Genomic DNA, 15,474 nt, shown 5'->3' on the forward strand with positions numbered 1-15,474 from the left:
AATCGCTGCACCGCCTTGGAGCAGCTGATGACAACTAAAAAACACACAATATATACCGTTAATAAAAAAAGTGCAGACTTTTATATAAGTCTGTACTTGCTTGTATTACTAACCCTAATTACCTTTACTAGTAATGCACTAGCAAGCTCAATTAAAGATCTTAAAAGACAACAAATAGACGAAATACTCTTTAACATTCATACCTATTACGTTGAAGATCTCACCTTACAAAATAGCCACCATATTAAATATAACAACCAGCAGTTTGAGCGTTTATATTCAAAACTCGACTCCTATTCTAAGTACTTAAATGAGTATGAATTAGCCTCATTATTTGATAACACAAATGGTCGTTACACAGGTATTGGTATAGAAGTTAAAAACATAGACGAGAATATGACTATTGTTAACGTGGTTAATAATTCGCCCGCAAAAGCGGCAGGTATTTTACCAGGCGATATTATTGTAAGTGTAAACAACAACGCAGCTCAAAACCGTACTATCGACGAAGTAGCAACACTAATAAGAGACAGTGAATTTTCGAATATAGATATAATTGTAAATCGCGATAACAATAAAAACCCACTCACTTTTCATGTCACACGTCGCCAAATAAACCTCGAAAGTGTAACAAGCGAACGTTTAGATTTTGGAACTGGTTACATAGCTATCAATAACTTCTCTAACCACACATTACATGAAGTTGCACTACAAGTTGCCGCCCTGCAAAGCCATTTTGGCTACCCACTTAAAGGCTTAGTAATTGATTTACGTGATAACCCAGGGGGGACATTACAAAGCGCAGTGGCTGTATCAGACCTATTTTTACAAAGTGGCACTATAGTGACGACTAAAGGACGCTTTTACGATGCTAACCAAGCATTTTATGCAAAGCGTGGAGACATTCTAAAAAATGCGCCCATAGTTGTGCTTATAAACGAAAATTCAGCCTCTGCAGCCGAAATACTCGCAGCAGCACTTAAAGATAATAAACGAGCAACCATTGTTGGCAGCCAATCTTTTGGGAAAGGCTCTGTACAATCACTCATTCCACTCGGTGATGGCAATACCGCATTAAAGCTCACCACAGCGAAATACTTCACACCGTTAGGTAAATCGATTGATGGAATAGGAATAACCCCAGATGTGGCGGTTAATCAAACAAACCTTTCACAAAGTAATAAAGCCGTTATAATAAAAAATGAACACACTAACAATAATGCGCAATTACTTACTGGTAATCTAACCGATTTACAGTTGGTTAAAGCCAAACAATTACTCAGCATGCAATAGCTTGTATAAGCTGTTAAACAAAGCTAAAAAGATAATAAAAACTATAAACGTGAAAATAATAAAATGGCTAACATTAGTTATTTGTTTTAGCTCTGCAACAATTAGCGCCAAGCAAATAGCAATAGTGATAGACGATATAGGCTATCATCAACGGGACTTAGAGTTCCTTTCCTTACCTGGGCAATTGTCGTATTCAATTTTGCCCCATACCCCTTATTCGCAAATTTTTGCAACACTTGCCAGTCAATCAAATAAAGAGTTATTGCTTCATATACCTATGCAAGCACTTAACGGTAAAGAACTAGGGCCTGGTGCGCTTACTTTAAATATGAATAAAGAGCAGCTTCAGCAAACTCTTGGAACAGCTCTCGCTAGTTTACCGCAAGTTAAAGGCGTTAATAACCACATGGGCTCAGCGCTTACGCAAAAAAGCCAAGCTATGAAGTGGACAATGGAAGTACTTAAAAAGCGTCATTTATATTTTTTAGATAGTCGCACAACCGATTTGAGCCAGGCACAAAATGCCGCTAACTTTTTGGGTGTTGCTAATATTAGTCGCCAAGTGTTTTTAGACAACATAACTACACCAGAACAACTGCAGCTAAGGCTTGAAGAGTTAAAACAATTAGCCATTTCCCATAGCTTTGCCATTGCAATTGCTCATCCCTACCCTGAAACCATCGAATTTTTACGCCATGCCTTACCAGAGCTAACTAAGCAAGGTTTTGAACTCGTACCGGTTTCGCAATTAGTTGAACGTAAGTACATTCAGTTAGCGCATGCTGAGGGAAAAGGAGTGAGTGCTCGGTAATATAAGCTTTAAATAATGCTATATCCGAATAATAAACTAATACCAATTCGCTTAATTAAGTGGTCTATTTTGAGGGCGGAAAAACGTGTTGATAGCTAGGCAAAAAATTCGCTATTTAGTTGTTCTAAATGATAATTTTTAACGCAGGTAGCGACACGTTTAACCCCACAAAATGATTAAGTATTATTGCGGATTGGTATAACCATTTAATAATGCAGAGTATCGGTATTACTTGATTAGATATTTTATGGTTGGGTTTCGCTTCGCTCAAACCAACCTACTCAAAAGTAAAAAGCCCCGCATTTTCATGCAGGGCTTTTTAAATTTTGCTGCTTGAGCAATATTAGCTCATAGCGCTTTGTAACTTTTTCATCGCTGTTTTTTCAAGCTGACGAACACGCTCAGCAGATACACTGTACTTTTGTGCAAGCTCCTGAAGGGTTGCTTTATCATCAGACAACCAACGTGCGCTAACAATATCTTGTGAACGTTCATCAAGTGTTTTAAGTGCGCTAAATAAACGAGTATGCGCTTGCTCTTTCCACTGTTCTTGTTCAACGTCGTCAGCTAAGTCTGCTGCGCCATCTGTTAAATACTGTACTGGAGAGTATGTACTTGTTGGTGCATCGTCGTTATCGTCACCAGTTAGGTCAAAGCCCATGTCTTGGCCGCTCATGCGCGATTCCATTTCACGTACTTCTTTTTCACTCACACCTAGCTCGCTAGCAACAGTGCTAACCTCAGCTTGGTTGAACCAGCCTAAACGCTTTTTGTTTTTACGAAGATTAAAAAACAATTTACGTTGCGCTTTAGTGGTTGCAACTTTAACTATGCGCCAGTTTTTAAGAACAAACTCGTGAATTTCGGCTTTAATCCAATGCACTGCAAACGACACTAAACGTACACCCACTGTAGGGTCAAAACGTTTAACCGCTTTCATCAGGCCTATATTACCTTCTTGAATAAGGTCAGCTTGTGGTAAGCCGTATCCCGAGTAGCTTTTAGCAATATGTGCTACAAAGCGTAAATGCGACATAATGAGTTGCTTGGCAGCACTAAGATCGCCTTCTTCCTGAAGTCTTTTAGCAAGTTCTTGCTCTTGTTCAACTTTAAGCATAGGAATAGTGCTTACCGCTTGAAGGTAACCGTCCATGCTTGCGCTTTGTTGTCCGACTGTAAGTGCCATTGCGTATAAATCTTTACTCATTTTTCACCTCGGTGATAAACATTTGAAACTATCTTAGCACTCTTTCTCTAAGAGTGCTAACCCCAATTTAAAACTTTTTAAAAGTATAAATCAAGCAGTTTTTAGTATGTGTTTAGTCTACTACAAGCGACTGAATAAGTGATGAATTGAGGGATTGCAGCCAATTAACCTAACCGCATCACCTTATTTACAACTCATTACTTTATGGGAGGATAGTACACAAATATGACAGTTTTAATAACGGAGGTACAACCCAGTCCGATACGATACGCATATCAAGCTGGGTTGGTTCACTTATAGTTTGCAGGGTTTTTTATACTTTATCGGGTTCTATTTCTTTAATATATCGATTTACAGAAAGGTACGAACCTACAAATCCTAAGCTTGTTGCAAGTAACACTAAAAAGCCGAGTTCATTAAGCGATAATCCTATTAACGAAAAGCTTGTTTGATACACCCCCGCCACACTGCTCACAGCGCTTGAAAGCCACCACATCATCAGTCCTACGCATATAAAGGCAAACAAACCACCTATTACACCATACCAAATACCGGTCCACAAAAATGGGGCATGTATAAAGGTGTTCGTTGCGCCTACTAGCTTCATTACTTGTATTTCTTCTTTTTTATCCATGATCGACAAACGAATGGTGTTACCAATAATAAGTGTCACTGAGGTAAGTAGTAATAATGCAATGGTTATTACACTTTCTTTGAGTAAATCTAGTAATGCATTTAAACGCTCTAACCAGGCTATATCGAGCTTACCAAAATCAACTTCACGTTCACTTTCTAATTTAGTTAGCAGTACTTTAGCGGCATTTGGGTGTCTGTGACGTTTTGTAGGAGTAACGAGTACCACATCCGGTAATGGGTTTTTATCTAAGTACTCTAAAGCTTGCCCAAAGCCAGATACATCTTTAAATTCAGTTAATGCCTGTTGTTTTGAAATAAACTCAACACTTTCCACTTCTGGGTAAAGTGCTAAACGCTTTACTAATGTTTGCGTTTCTTGCTCGTTCATACTTTCTTTAACGAACAACGATATTTCACTCGCCTCTTCAAAGCCACTACTCACTTGCTGTACGTTTTTAACGACTAAGTAAAGTGTTGCAGGTAACGTTAGGCTCAAACCAAGTACAGCGATAGTCATCATAGACGCAAGCGGCGTGCGCCACATTTCACCTAAGCTATGCACACCTTGGCGAAAAATATTAATAATAAAAAAGTAACCGCCAGCTAATACTGATTTTTTTTGCTTGTCGTTACTATTTTGGCGACCTTTAAAAAGTAAACTCATAGTGCCCCCTCAGCAAGCGGGTCTTGAAGCATACGGCCATCTTTTAAGGTTAAGCTACGATACTTCATACGTGCAACCAAACCCAAATCATGCGTTGCGATAAGAACAGTGGTACCGTGTTTATTAAAGTCTTCAAACAACTTGAGTATTTCCATTGAAAGCTCTGGGTCCAGATTACCTGTTGGTTCATCAGCTAGTAAGATTGGTGGGGAGTTTACAATAGCTCTGGCAATACCAACACGTTGTTGTTCGCCTCCAGAGAGCATTGAAGGATGACATTTCACTTTGTCAATTAGGCCTACCTTGTCAAGCGCACCATGAACCCGTTTAGCTATTTGCTTATGGTGAGTCCCCTCAATAATGAGAGGTAATGCCACGTTATCAAAAATAGTATAGCGCTCTAATAACCTATGATTTTGAAAAATAATACCTATATCACGACGAGCATAAGGAATTTGACGCGAGTTTACTTTGTTTAAATCAACACCGTTGATAAATACACTACCTGCTGAAGGACGTTCCATTAAGCTAATTAACTTAAGCAACGTACTTTTACCCGCACCACTGTGGCCAGTTAAAAAGGCAAGTTCACCCGGTTTAATATGAAAATTAACTTTTTCGAGGGCGCGGTGCCCTCCAGGATAGGTCTTACTTACTTGCTGAAAATTTATCATCTTTTTATTATGCCAACTCCATTAACACATTAATGAAATTAGTATTCCTCGCAATTAAAAAGGGAGCTAGCTCCCTTTTTTGGTAAATTAAACGTCGTCCTCATCTTGGCTAAATAACGCATCAATAAAGTCATCGCTTTTAAAAGCGCGTAAATCATCAATACCTTCACCAACACCAATGTAACGAATTGGAATATTAAACTTATCTGCAACCGCAAAAATAACACCACCCTTTGCAGTTCCATCAAGTTTTGAAAGCGTAATACCAGTTAAACCAACACATTGATTAAACAGGTTTACTTGGCTAATTGCATTTTGCCCTGTGCCTGCATCGATAGTTAACATCACTTCGTGCGGCGCATCAGGATCAATCTTTTTCATTACACGAGCTATTTTTTCAAGCTCTTGCATTAAATTATCTTTATTTTGCAAGCGTCCAGCTGTATCAGCAATTAACACGTCTATATTACGTGCTTTAGCCGCTTGGAATGCATCAAACACAACTGATGCACTATCTGCACCTGTATGCTGTGCAATAACGGGAATGCTGTTACGTTCACCCCAAACCTGAAGCTGCTCAACAGCTGCCGCTCTAAACGTATCACCAGCAGCCAGCATAACCGACTTACCTTCGTTTTGAAATTGCTTAGCCATTTTACCAATAGTCGTTGTTTTACCAACACCATTTACGCCTACCATTAAAATAACAAACGGCTTTTTATCTTCGCTTATGACTAAAGGCTGTTCTGCCGTTTTAAGCATCGCAGCCATTTCTTGTTTCATTAACTCATAAAGCGCATCACCATCTTTTAACTGTTTACGGTTCGCTGCATCAGTTAAACGATCAATCAACTTCATGGTGGTATCAACGCCTAAATCGGCGGTGAGTAATTGAGTTTCAAGATCTTCAAATAATTCGTCGTCTATTTTTTTTCCACTAAAAATAGACGCAAAACCAGAACCTATATTAACGCGAGTCTTTAACAAGCCTTTTTTAAGACGAGAGAAAAACCCTTCTTTTTTTGGCTTTTCGGCTTTTTTAGCTTCTTCAATTGCAAGTTCTGCTGTGATACGTTCTTGTTCTAAACGCTCATTTTCTGCTTTTTCAGCTGCAAGGCGTTCTTGCTCTAAACGTTCATTCTCTGCTTTTTCAGCTTCAAGGCGTTCTTGCTCTAAACGCTCATTTTCTGCTTTTTCAGCTGCAAGGCGTTCTTGCTCTAACCGTTCATTCTCTGCTTTTTCAGCTGCAAGGCGTTCTTGCTCTAAACGTTCATTCTCTGCTTTTTCAGCTGCAAGGCGTTCTTGTTCTAAACGTTCATTCTCTGCTTTTTCAGCTGCAAGGCGTTCTTGCTCTAAACGTTCATTTTCTGCTTTTTCAGCTGCAAGGCGTTCTTGCTCTAAACGTTCATGCTCTGCTTTTTCAGCTGCAATACGTTCAAGCATCTGCGCTTCTTGTTCTGCTAAGCGCTTCGCCTGCTCTTGCCTTTGAGCTTCAGCATCCGCTTGTTCTTTTGCTAATAACTCAGCATTCGCTTGCTCTATTGCAAGCTTTTCGGCTTTGATTGCCTCATCTTGTTTTTCTAGGCGTATTTGCTCTAGTCGCTCAGCCTCTACTTTTTCTGCCGCTAATCGTTCTTGCTTTAAGCGCATCTCTTTTTCTTGATCGGCTAAACGTTGTGCATGTTCTTGTCTTTGCGCCTCGGCATCTGCTTGCTGTTTTGCAAGCAGTTCAGCATTGGCCTGCTCGATGGCAATCTTTTCCGCGTTTTCAGCACGCTGGCGTTCTTGTTCTAAACGATCTGTTTCAGCCTCTGCTTTTAACCGTTCAGCTTCAGCTTGCTCCTGCGCTAGTTTTTCTTGCTCTAAACGTGTTGCTTCAATTTTTTCAGCAGCGATACGCTCTTGCTCTAAGCGCTCTGTTTCAGCCTCAGCTTTTAAACGATCAGCTTCAGCTTGCTGCGCTAGTTTTTCTTGCTCTAGCTTCTGCGCCTCTTCTTGCGCTAATACTTGTTGTTTATCAGCTGCTGCTTTTTGCTCTGCTTCTTTTTTATCTGACTTGCCAAAACCGAGCCACGACATGAATTTACTTTTTTTTGTCATACTTGCTAATAACCACTTATAAAAATCTGATAAACTAAAATTTGAAATAGCTTGGCAATGCCCAGCAATAGTTGCTAATAAATACAACCATTCAAAACGTAAGTGTTCAATAGTAACACTTTTAATACGGTTGAAAAATGAAGCTACACGTAATCGCCCATAATATTATCTGAGCTAGATACCATATACCATTTTTTAGTGAGCTAAATGAGAAAAAAAACAACGCAAAATAAAGCTGCTAACAAGCCCAATGATGGCTTTATTAGAGTGATTAGTGGTCAATTTCGAGGCCGTAAACTCCCTGTTAAAAACGTAGAAGGCTTGAGACCTACTACCGATCGAATTAAAGAAACTGTATTTAATTGGCTAATGCAAGATACGCGTGACGCAAATGTACTTGATTGTTTTGCAGGTTCTGGTGGATTGGGATTTGAAGCACTATCTCGATTTGCTAAAAGCGCTACATTTATCGAGCTCGACTCATTAGCTGCTAAGCAATTAGAACAAAATATTAGCACTTTAAAGCTCGACAACGCATACGTTAAACATACCAATTCGCTCTCCTTTTTAGAGCAAAAAAACACAAACGAAGCCTTTAATCTTGTATTTGTTGACCCACCATTTCGTAAAGATTTAGCGCAAACAACCTGCGATTTATTAGAAAAAAACCAATGGTTAAGCAACGACGCATTAATTTATGTTGAAGTAGAGGCAGAGCTAGCCGCCTTAGAAACATCAAGCAACTGGTTGTTAATTAAAGAAAAAAAGGCGGGACAAGTACTTTGCCAACTGTACCAGCGACAAGCAAATTAATACTGTTTAACGTAATGCGTTTCTGTTAATATTGTCCTTTACATGTGGTGTTGCTTCGGATTACAATACCGCACCATTTTTGAACCACTTGATCAATGTTTGATCAACTTGAGCAACGCTCATAATTTAGGTAGGTGAATTTTTAATGCCAGTAATTAAAGTAAGAGAGAACGAACCGTTTGACGTAGCACTTCGTCGCTTCAAGCGTTCATGTGAAAAAGCAGGAATCCTTTCAGAAGTTCGTCGTCGCGAGCACTATGAAAAACCAACAGCTGAGCGTAAGCGTAAAAAAGCTGCTGCAGTTAAACGTCACATGAAAAAACTTTCTCGTGATAACGCTCGTCGCGTTAAATTATACTAATATATTAGGTCTTGTATAAATGAGCCTTTTAATAACGCTAAAAGATGCGCAAAAAGATGCGATGAGAGCTAAAGACAAGCAACGTCTTAACCCTATTCGTATGGTACTTGCTGCAATCAAGCAACGTGAAATTGACGAGCAAATAACGCTAGACGACGCAGGTATTACCTCCGTTATAGTGAAGCTTGTTAAACAACGTCGTGACTCTTACACTCAGTACAAAGATGCTGGGCGTGATGATTTAGCTGATATTGAAGCCAATGAAATAGTAGCGCTTGAAACTTTTTTACCTCAACAATTGAGTGAAGAAGAAATAATTGCTCTCATTGACGCGGCTATTGCTGATACTAATGCAGCAGGTATGCAAGACATGGGTAAAGTAATGGGTATAATCAAAAGCAAAGCTGAAGGTCGAGCCGATATGGGTAAGATTTCTGGTTTAATTAAGCAAAGATTAACTGCCTAATACTCCCACATACATTAAAGTATGATTGAAGTAAACCGAGCCTAGCGCTCGGTTTCTTTGTTTTTAACTTTAATAAAAAGTACACCGATTAGGTTACTTTGAAATGAACTTTTTTATAGCTTCCCTATTTATTTCGCTGTCATTTTGGTAAGTTAAAGCACACTATATTTTGCATCAAGCAAGTATAAAAAAGTAAATTTCATATTCGTTCTTCTTCTTATTATTTCAGGACTGTATTTTACTAATGGCCGGAAAGATCCCACGTAACTTTATAGACGATTTACTTGCCAGAACCGATATTGTCGACCTGATAGACTCAAAAGTAGGTCTAAAAAAAGCAGGTAAGGATTATCAAGCTTGCTGCCCATTTCATAACGAAAAATCTCCCTCATTTACTGTATCGCAAGACAAACAGTTTTATCACTGCTTTGGGTGTGGCGCTAATGGTAATGCTATTTCGTTTGTAATGGAGTACGAAAAGCTAGAGTTTGTAGATGCTATTGAAGAAATAGCCAGCATGCTTAATTTAGAAGTACCTCGAGAACAAGGCGCAAATTCAGCACCAGAGCGTACGGCTGCGCAAAAGCGCTCCGATTACGACTTAATGCTTCATACTGCTCGCTTTTATCAGCACCAATTAAAACACCATAGTAATTCTGCTGCTGTTATTGAGTATGTTAAAGGCCGTGGTTTAAGCGGTGAAACTGTTAAAAAATTTATGATTGGCTACGCTCCCAGTGAATGGGATGGGCTATGCCTACAGCTTGGTCGTAATAAAGAACAAAAAGAGCAATTGGTTGAGCTAAAGCTCGCTTCAGAAAAAACACCAGGCAGACAATTTGATTTTTTCCGCGATCGCCTAATGTTCCCTATTCGCGATAAACGCGGACGCGTTATTGCATTTGGTGGGCGTGTAATGCAAGCCGACCAAGGGCCAAAATATTTAAACTCGCCAGAAACCCGAATTTTCCATAAAGGCTTTGAGCTTTATGGACTTTACGAAGCAAAGCAAGCCCATAAAAAACTTGATCATGTAATGATTGTTGAAGGTTATATGGATGTTGTTGCCTTAGCTGAACAAGGGATTGAATATGCAGTTGCATCACTGGGGACAGCAACAACAAGCGAGCACATGCACACTTTATTTAGAACTACTGATAAAGTAATCTGTTGTTACGATGGCGACAGGGCTGGCCGTGATGCTGCTTGGCGGGCACTTGAAAATGCACTCCCTTATTTAAACGATGGTAAAGCACTACAATTTGCATTTTTACCAGATGGCGAAGACCCTGACTCGCTTGTACAAAAAGAAGGTAAGGAGCAATTCGAATTGCGCCTAAGCCAAGCAGATGACTTTACCAAAGTATTGTTTAATAAATTAAGCCAAGAAGTTGATTTAACACTCGATTCAGGAAAAGCTAAACTTCTTAGTGCAGCACTTCCACTAATTGAAAAAATTCCAAGTGAGTTTTATCAAGAAAACATTCTTGAACAATTAGGACGCTTAATTGGCAGAACGCGTGAGCAGTTGAATAGCCGTTTAAAAACGCCTAAACAGCAACACTCTATTGAACGTAAATTTAAAATAACACCTATGCGCCAAGCTATCGGTATATTGATCCAGCACCCTAATTTAGCTAAAAGTGTGCCGTATTTACCTGAGCTTGCACAAATGAACATTGCTGGCATAGGGCTGTTATTACGATTACAAGAACAAGCTTTAGAAAAAGAAAATGTGACCACAGCGCAACTGCTCGAGTTTTTTCGAGGAACTGAAGATTACGAGCCATTAATCAAGCTTGCAACGTGGCAACATGAGATAAATGAAGAACGTTTAGAGACGGTTTTTAAAAATACTTTCAAGTTTATTGAAGATCAGTGTTTAAATTATCGACTCGAGACCCTATTAATAAAGGACAAGACGCAAGGCCTCAGTAGCGATGAAAGGCTTGAGTGTCATTTGTTAATGACAGCGTTAAAAGCGACTAACAGTTAGGGTCTGTTTATCTTTCGAAGTTAAGTTTACAGCAGTGTGTTTGGTATTTAGACAAGACAGAGCCTATGTAGTGTGGTTATTCCACATAAATAGGCGATAACGCAGCATAAATGCCAAACACGCGCTGCCCTTTGGGTTCGACCCAAGGGAGGTTTATTCTTTGTTGCTCGGTTTTTACTTAGCCCACTAGGTTACAAACCTCGCGCCGCGATTAAACCACCCTTGGATAGAACAAACTTTAATCCTGAAAGACCAACAGACCCTAGTCAAAATTGATTTAAACTGTTATACTGTGCTATTCACTGCGTCACATTATTCTAGTTAGCTTTAATGCAAACTACATGATGGCGCCTGTTGTATCAACTTATCAGAGTGGAAGAAACAATCTCTATGGATCCAACTCCTCAGTCACAATTAAAACTTCTGATTCAGAAAGGTAAAGAGCAAGGCTACTTAACTTTTGCAGAAGTAAATGATCACCTTCCACAAGACATTATAGACTCAGATCAAGTAGAAGATATCATAAGCATGATTAATGACATGGGTATCAAGGTTAGCGAAAACGCGCCTGATGCTGATGAATTAATGATGCAAGAAACAACGACAGACGAAGACGCAGCTGAAGCTGCCGCAGCAGCCCTTGCGACTGTAGAAAAAGAAATCGGCCGTACAACGGATCCAGTTCGCATGTACATGCGTGAAATGGGTACTGTTGAACTTCTTACACGTGAAGGCGAAATTGTAATCGCTAAACGTATTGAAGAAGGCATTAATCAAGTACAGATTTCTGTTGCAGAGTACCCTGAAGCAATCACTTACCTACTAGAGCAGTGGGATAAGTTTGAAGCTGAAGAAATGCGTTTAAGCGATATTATCGTTGGCTTTATCGATCCTAATGAAGATACAGCGCCAATTTCAGCAACTAACATCGGTTCAGAATTAAGTGCTAAGCAACTTGAGGACGACGATAAAGATGACAAAGATGATGCTGATAGCGATGATGAAGATGAAGAAGAGATAGACACAGGACCAGATCCTGAAGAAGCTCGTATTCATTTTGAAAATTTACGTGATTTATATAATAAAGCACGTGATACGTTTGAAGCTAAAGGTCGTTCGCATCCTGAATCACAAGCAGCCATTTTTGAAATTGGTGAGCTTTTCAGAACATTTAAATTAATACCTAAACAGTTTGACCGCATGGTAAATAACATGCGTGAAATGATGGATCGTGTTCGTGTTCAAGAACGCCTAATCATGAAGCAAGCTGTTCAAATTGCTAAATTACCAAAGAAAACATTCGTTAAGCATTTTGCTAATAACGAAACTGACGCTTCTTGGGTTGATTTAGAAATTTCAGGTAACGAAAAGTATTCAGCTAAACTTGAAGAAGTTAAGCCAGAAATCATTCGTAGCATTAATAAATTATCTGTTATTGAACAAACAACAGGTTTAAGCATTGAGCGTATTAAAGACATCAACCGTCGAATGAGCATAGGTGAGGCGAAAGCACGCCGTGCGAAAAAAGAAATGGTTGAAGCTAACTTACGTCTTGTAATCTCAATTGCTAAAAAATACACAAACCGTGGCTTACAATTCTTAGATTTAATCCAAGAAGGTAACATTGGTCTGATGAAAGCGGTTGATAAGTTTGAATATCGCCGTGGTTATAAGTTCTCTACTTATGCTACGTGGTGGATACGTCAAGCAATCACACGCTCTATTGCTGACCAAGCAAGAACAATCCGTATCCCTGTGCATATGATTGAAACGATTAATAAACTTAACCGTATCTCTCGTCAAATGTTACAAGAAATGGGTCGTGAGCCAAATCCAGAAGAATTAGCAGAACGCATGATGATGCCTGAGGATAAAATCCGTAAGGTACTTAAGATTGCTAAAGAGCCGATTTCAATGGAAACACCAATCGGTGATGATGAAGATTCTCACTTAGGTGACTTTATCGAAGATACAACTATTGATTCGCCAATCGATTCGGCAACAATGGAATCTCTTCGTGGCGCAACTAACGATGTACTTGCAGGCTTAACAGCTCGTGAAGCTAAAGTACTACGTATGCGTTTTGGTATTGATATGAATACCGACCACACCTTAGAAGAAGTAGGTAAACAGTTTGACGTAACACGTGAACGTATTCGTCAAATAGAAGCAAAAGCGCTGCGTAAATTACGCCACCCTTCTCGCTCAGATTTACTGAAAAGCTTTTTAGACGCTAAATAATTTTAGCGCTACTATATAAACTAAAAAGGCCGCTATAGCGGCCTTTTTTCTATTTGAAGGAAATAACCATGGCTTGGATCCAAATTCGTATTAATGCCAATGCTGCAACAGCTGATGCCGTAAGCGACCTATTAATGGAAGCTGGTAGTGCTTCAGTAACCTTTATTGACGCAAAAGACACCCCTATCTACGAGCCTAAAATTGGCACCGTTGTGTTCTGGGCTGATACCACAGTTATTGGCTTGTTCGAAGCTAATCATGATATGAACGCAGTCGTTGCGTTATTAAAGCGCCATGATGAGCTAAAAGACAATTTAGTATACAAAATCGAGCAACTTGAAGATAAAGACTGGGAACGTGAATGGATGGATAACTTCCACCCTATTCAATTTGGCGAAAAACTATGGATTTGCCCAAGCTGGCGCGACATTCCTGACCCTGATGCAGTAAATGTATTGCTAGACCCTGGCCTTGCTTTTGGCACGGGCACACATGCAACAACGGCCTTGTGCCTTAAATGGTTAGAAAGCCAAGATCTGACGGGTAAAACGGTTGTTGATTTTGGTTGTGGCTCAGGCATTTTAGGTATTGCAGCTATAAAACTAGGTGCAGAGCGTATGATCGGGATAGATATTGACCCTCAAGCGCTTGAAGCAAGCCTTGATAACGCGAACCGAAATGGTGTTGCAGACAAACTTGAAGTATACCTTCCAGAAAACCAACCTGAGTTTAGTGCAGATATAGTAGTGGCTAATATTTTAGCCCAGCCACTTCGCGAATTACATAGTGTGATTTTAGGGTTATTAAAGCCAGGTGGTAAAATTGCCATGTCGGGTATTTTAGAAGAACAAGCGCAATCGGTTGCTGACATTTATGCACCGTTTATTGAACTAGATGACATTGCCGTTGAAGGTGATTGGACTCGAGTAAATGGCACTAAAAAAGTGTAATAAATCGAACAATCAAATCTAGAGCATTAACTCAAAACATGCATGTAAAGCCTGTATTTAACAGGCTTTACTATTTTTTTACATATCTAAAAACTTTCTAGTTATCTTGTAAAAAATAAAATCTGTATGAATTTCAAACAAATCAACCTACTTGTCATGTGGTTATCAAATGTCAATACGAAAAGGGCAAAAAAAAGTTACTTTTGTTCAATTTATAGCCTTTGATTTTTGTGAAAAAAACCGTAAACTTAGCGCCCCTTGAAAAGAGGCCTATTGAATATAGTGCGTATCGGTAAATACCAACTTGAGAATAATGTAATTGTCGCGCCAATGGCAGGCATTACAGACAGACCATTTAGACAACTTTGTCGACGCTTAGGTGCGGGCTTAGCTGTGTCTGAAATGCTATCGTCAAATCCTAAGGTTTGGAAAACAGAAAAGTCGATGAACCGTATGGATCACAGCGGTGAGTCGGGTATACGCGCGGTGCAAATTGCAGGAGCAGATCCTGAGCTTATGGCGCAGGCCGCACAATTCAATGTTGCTAATGGTGCACAGATCATAGATATCAATATGGGGTGCCCAGCAAAAAAAGTGAACAAGAAACTCGCAGGCTCTGCCTTATTACAGTTTCCTGAACTTGTGGAAGAGATTATTGATGCAGTCGTTAATGCTGTTGATATACCTGTGACACTTAAAATCCGTACAGGATGGGATCCGGATAACCGTAATGGTGTAGAGATTGCGAGAATAGCTGAACGTTATGGCATTGCATCACTTGCTGTACATGGGCGTACGCGCGCATGTATGTACAAAGGTGATGCTGAGTACGCCACGATTAGGGATATAAAACGTTCAGTGTCGATTCCTGTTGTTGCCAATGGTGATATTACATCACCAGAAAAAGCAAAACAGGTTTTAGACTATACGGGTGCAGATGCCATTATGATTGGCCGAGCCGCCCAAGGTCGCCCTTGGATATTTAGGGAGATAGACCACTATTTGCGAACTGGGGAACATTTACAGCCACCTGCTATTGCAGAGGTGCGCAGTATATTAATGGAGCATTTAACAAACCTCCATATGTTTTACGGTGAGCCAATGGGAGCGCGAATTGCTCGCAAACATGTATCTTGGTATTTGCAAACCCATGACAGTGATGGTCAGTTTAGGCGAGTATTTAATGCGCTCGACAACCCACAGGCACAGGTCGTCGCATTAGAGCAATACTTTAAAACACTAGCAGCTAACTAAGAAAGAAA

At 39.7% G+C, this 15,474-nt stretch carries 13 protein-coding genes; 9 read left to right on the forward strand and 4 right to left on the reverse strand.

Annotated elements, in window-relative coordinates; all coding sequences use genetic code 11:
• Window positions 1-27: 27 nt before the first annotated feature.
• Together JG479_RS14455 and JG479_RS14460 are read left to right on the forward strand one after the other, a co-directional pair.
• Window positions 28-1,293 (forward strand): S41 family peptidase, encoded by a 1,266-nt coding sequence (locus JG479_RS14455; protein WP_200219556.1) that lies wholly within the window; start codon window positions 28-30, stop codon window positions 1,291-1,293.
• A 49-nt stretch (window positions 1,294-1,342) separates the two neighbouring features.
• The gene (locus JG479_RS14460) at window positions 1,343-2,104 is read left to right on the forward strand and encodes a divergent polysaccharide deacetylase family protein (protein WP_200219557.1); all 762 of its coding nucleotides are present in this window, start codon (window positions 1,343-1,345) and stop codon (window positions 2,102-2,104) included.
• A 343-nt stretch (window positions 2,105-2,447) separates the two neighbouring features.
• On the opposite strand, the gene rpoH is transcribed toward JG479_RS14460, so the two are convergent.
• The 4 genes from rpoH to ftsY form a co-directional block, all read right to left on the reverse strand.
• Entirely contained in the window at window positions 2,448-3,311 is an 864-nt protein-coding gene (gene rpoH / locus JG479_RS14465; RefSeq protein WP_002957791.1) for an RNA polymerase sigma factor RpoH, read from the reverse strand.
• 313 nt (window positions 3,312-3,624) lie between these two features.
• A complete protein-coding gene (ftsX, locus tag JG479_RS14470) occupies window positions 3,625-4,611 on the reverse strand; it encodes a permease-like cell division protein FtsX (RefSeq protein ID WP_002957792.1) in 987 nt (328 codons plus the stop codon).
• On the reverse strand, window positions 4,608-5,285 hold the full coding sequence (gene ftsE / locus JG479_RS14475) for a cell division ATP-binding protein FtsE (RefSeq protein WP_002957793.1): 678 nt from the start codon (window positions 5,283-5,285) through the stop codon (window positions 4,608-4,610). Before ftsE ends, ftsX begins: the two co-directional genes overlap by 4 nt.
• 87 nt (window positions 5,286-5,372) lie before the next feature.
• The gene (ftsY, locus tag JG479_RS14480; protein WP_200219558.1) at window positions 5,373-7,385 is read right to left on the reverse strand and encodes a signal recognition particle-docking protein FtsY; all 2,013 of its coding nucleotides are present in this window, start codon (window positions 7,383-7,385) and stop codon (window positions 5,373-5,375) included.
• A 207-nt stretch (window positions 7,386-7,592) separates the two neighbouring features.
• Between ftsY and rsmD the strand changes: the two genes are divergently transcribed.
• From rsmD to dusB, 7 genes are all read left to right on the forward strand, one after another.
• Entirely contained in the window at window positions 7,593-8,198 is a 606-nt protein-coding gene (gene rsmD / locus JG479_RS14485) for a 16S rRNA (guanine(966)-N(2))-methyltransferase RsmD (protein WP_200219559.1), read from the forward strand.
• A 145-nt stretch (window positions 8,199-8,343) separates the two neighbouring features.
• Window positions 8,344-8,559 (forward strand): 30S ribosomal protein S21, encoded by a 216-nt coding sequence (gene rpsU, locus JG479_RS14490; RefSeq protein ID WP_002957797.1) that lies wholly within the window; start codon window positions 8,344-8,346, stop codon window positions 8,557-8,559.
• A 19-nt stretch (window positions 8,560-8,578) separates the two neighbouring features.
• Window positions 8,579-9,025, forward strand: a complete 447-nt coding sequence (locus JG479_RS14495) for a GatB/YqeY domain-containing protein (protein WP_007376027.1) — start codon at window positions 8,579-8,581, stop codon at window positions 9,023-9,025.
• Between the two features lie 244 nt (window positions 9,026-9,269).
• The gene (gene dnaG, locus JG479_RS14500) at window positions 9,270-11,021 is read left to right on the forward strand and encodes a DNA primase (protein ID WP_165744708.1); all 1,752 of its coding nucleotides are present in this window, start codon (window positions 9,270-9,272) and stop codon (window positions 11,019-11,021) included.
• A gap of 390 nt (window positions 11,022-11,411) precedes the next feature.
• Window positions 11,412-13,262: an RNA polymerase sigma factor RpoD gene (gene rpoD, locus JG479_RS14505; RefSeq protein WP_002957800.1), complete on the forward strand. Its 1,851-nt coding sequence runs from the start codon at window positions 11,412-11,414 to the stop codon at window positions 13,260-13,262.
• Window positions 13,263-13,330: 68 nt separating this feature from the next.
• Window positions 13,331-14,212 carry a 50S ribosomal protein L11 methyltransferase gene (gene prmA, locus JG479_RS14510; RefSeq protein WP_200219560.1) on the forward strand — a complete coding sequence of 294 codons (882 nt, stop codon included), beginning with the start codon at window positions 13,331-13,333 and terminating at the stop codon, window positions 14,210-14,212.
• A gap of 282 nt (window positions 14,213-14,494) precedes the next feature.
• Complete coding sequence (dusB, locus tag JG479_RS14515; RefSeq protein ID WP_024603689.1) at window positions 14,495-15,466, forward strand: tRNA dihydrouridine synthase DusB; 972 nt, start codon at window positions 14,495-14,497, stop codon at window positions 15,464-15,466.
• Window positions 15,467-15,474: the final 8 nt, after the last annotated feature.

The sequence above is a fragment of the Pseudoalteromonas sp. LC2018020214 genome (assembly GCF_016598755.1).
Lineage (GTDB): Bacteria > Pseudomonadota > Gammaproteobacteria > Enterobacterales > Alteromonadaceae > Pseudoalteromonas > Pseudoalteromonas distincta.

What these genes read in the sequence shown, in the direction of transcription:
- JG479_RS14455 (WP_200219556.1), top strand. Translation starts at nt 28, where the DNA reads ATGACAACTAAAAAACACACAATATATACCGTTAATAAAAAAAGTGCA.
- rpoH (WP_002957791.1), bottom strand. Translation starts at nt 3,311, where the DNA reads ATGAGTAAAGATTTATACGCAATGGCACTTACAGTCGGACAACAAAGC.
- ftsX (WP_002957792.1), bottom strand. Translation starts at nt 4,611, where the DNA reads ATGAGTTTACTTTTTAAAGGTCGCCAAAATAGTAACGACAAGCAAAAA.
- ftsE (WP_002957793.1), bottom strand. Translation starts at nt 5,285, where the DNA reads ATGATAAATTTTCAGCAAGTAAGTAAGACCTATCCTGGAGGGCACCGC.
- ftsY (WP_200219558.1), bottom strand. Translation starts at nt 7,385, where the DNA reads ATGACAAAAAAAAGTAAATTCATGTCGTGGCTCGGTTTTGGCAAGTCA.
- rsmD (WP_200219559.1), top strand. Translation starts at nt 7,593, where the DNA reads ATGAGAAAAAAAACAACGCAAAATAAAGCTGCTAACAAGCCCAATGAT.
- rpsU (WP_002957797.1), top strand. Translation starts at nt 8,344, where the DNA reads ATGCCAGTAATTAAAGTAAGAGAGAACGAACCGTTTGACGTAGCACTT.
- JG479_RS14495 (WP_007376027.1), top strand. Translation starts at nt 8,579, where the DNA reads ATGAGCCTTTTAATAACGCTAAAAGATGCGCAAAAAGATGCGATGAGA.
- dnaG (WP_165744708.1), top strand. Translation starts at nt 9,270, where the DNA reads ATGGCCGGAAAGATCCCACGTAACTTTATAGACGATTTACTTGCCAGA.
- rpoD (WP_002957800.1), top strand. Translation starts at nt 11,412, where the DNA reads ATGGATCCAACTCCTCAGTCACAATTAAAACTTCTGATTCAGAAAGGT.
- prmA (WP_200219560.1), top strand. Translation starts at nt 13,331, where the DNA reads ATGGCTTGGATCCAAATTCGTATTAATGCCAATGCTGCAACAGCTGAT.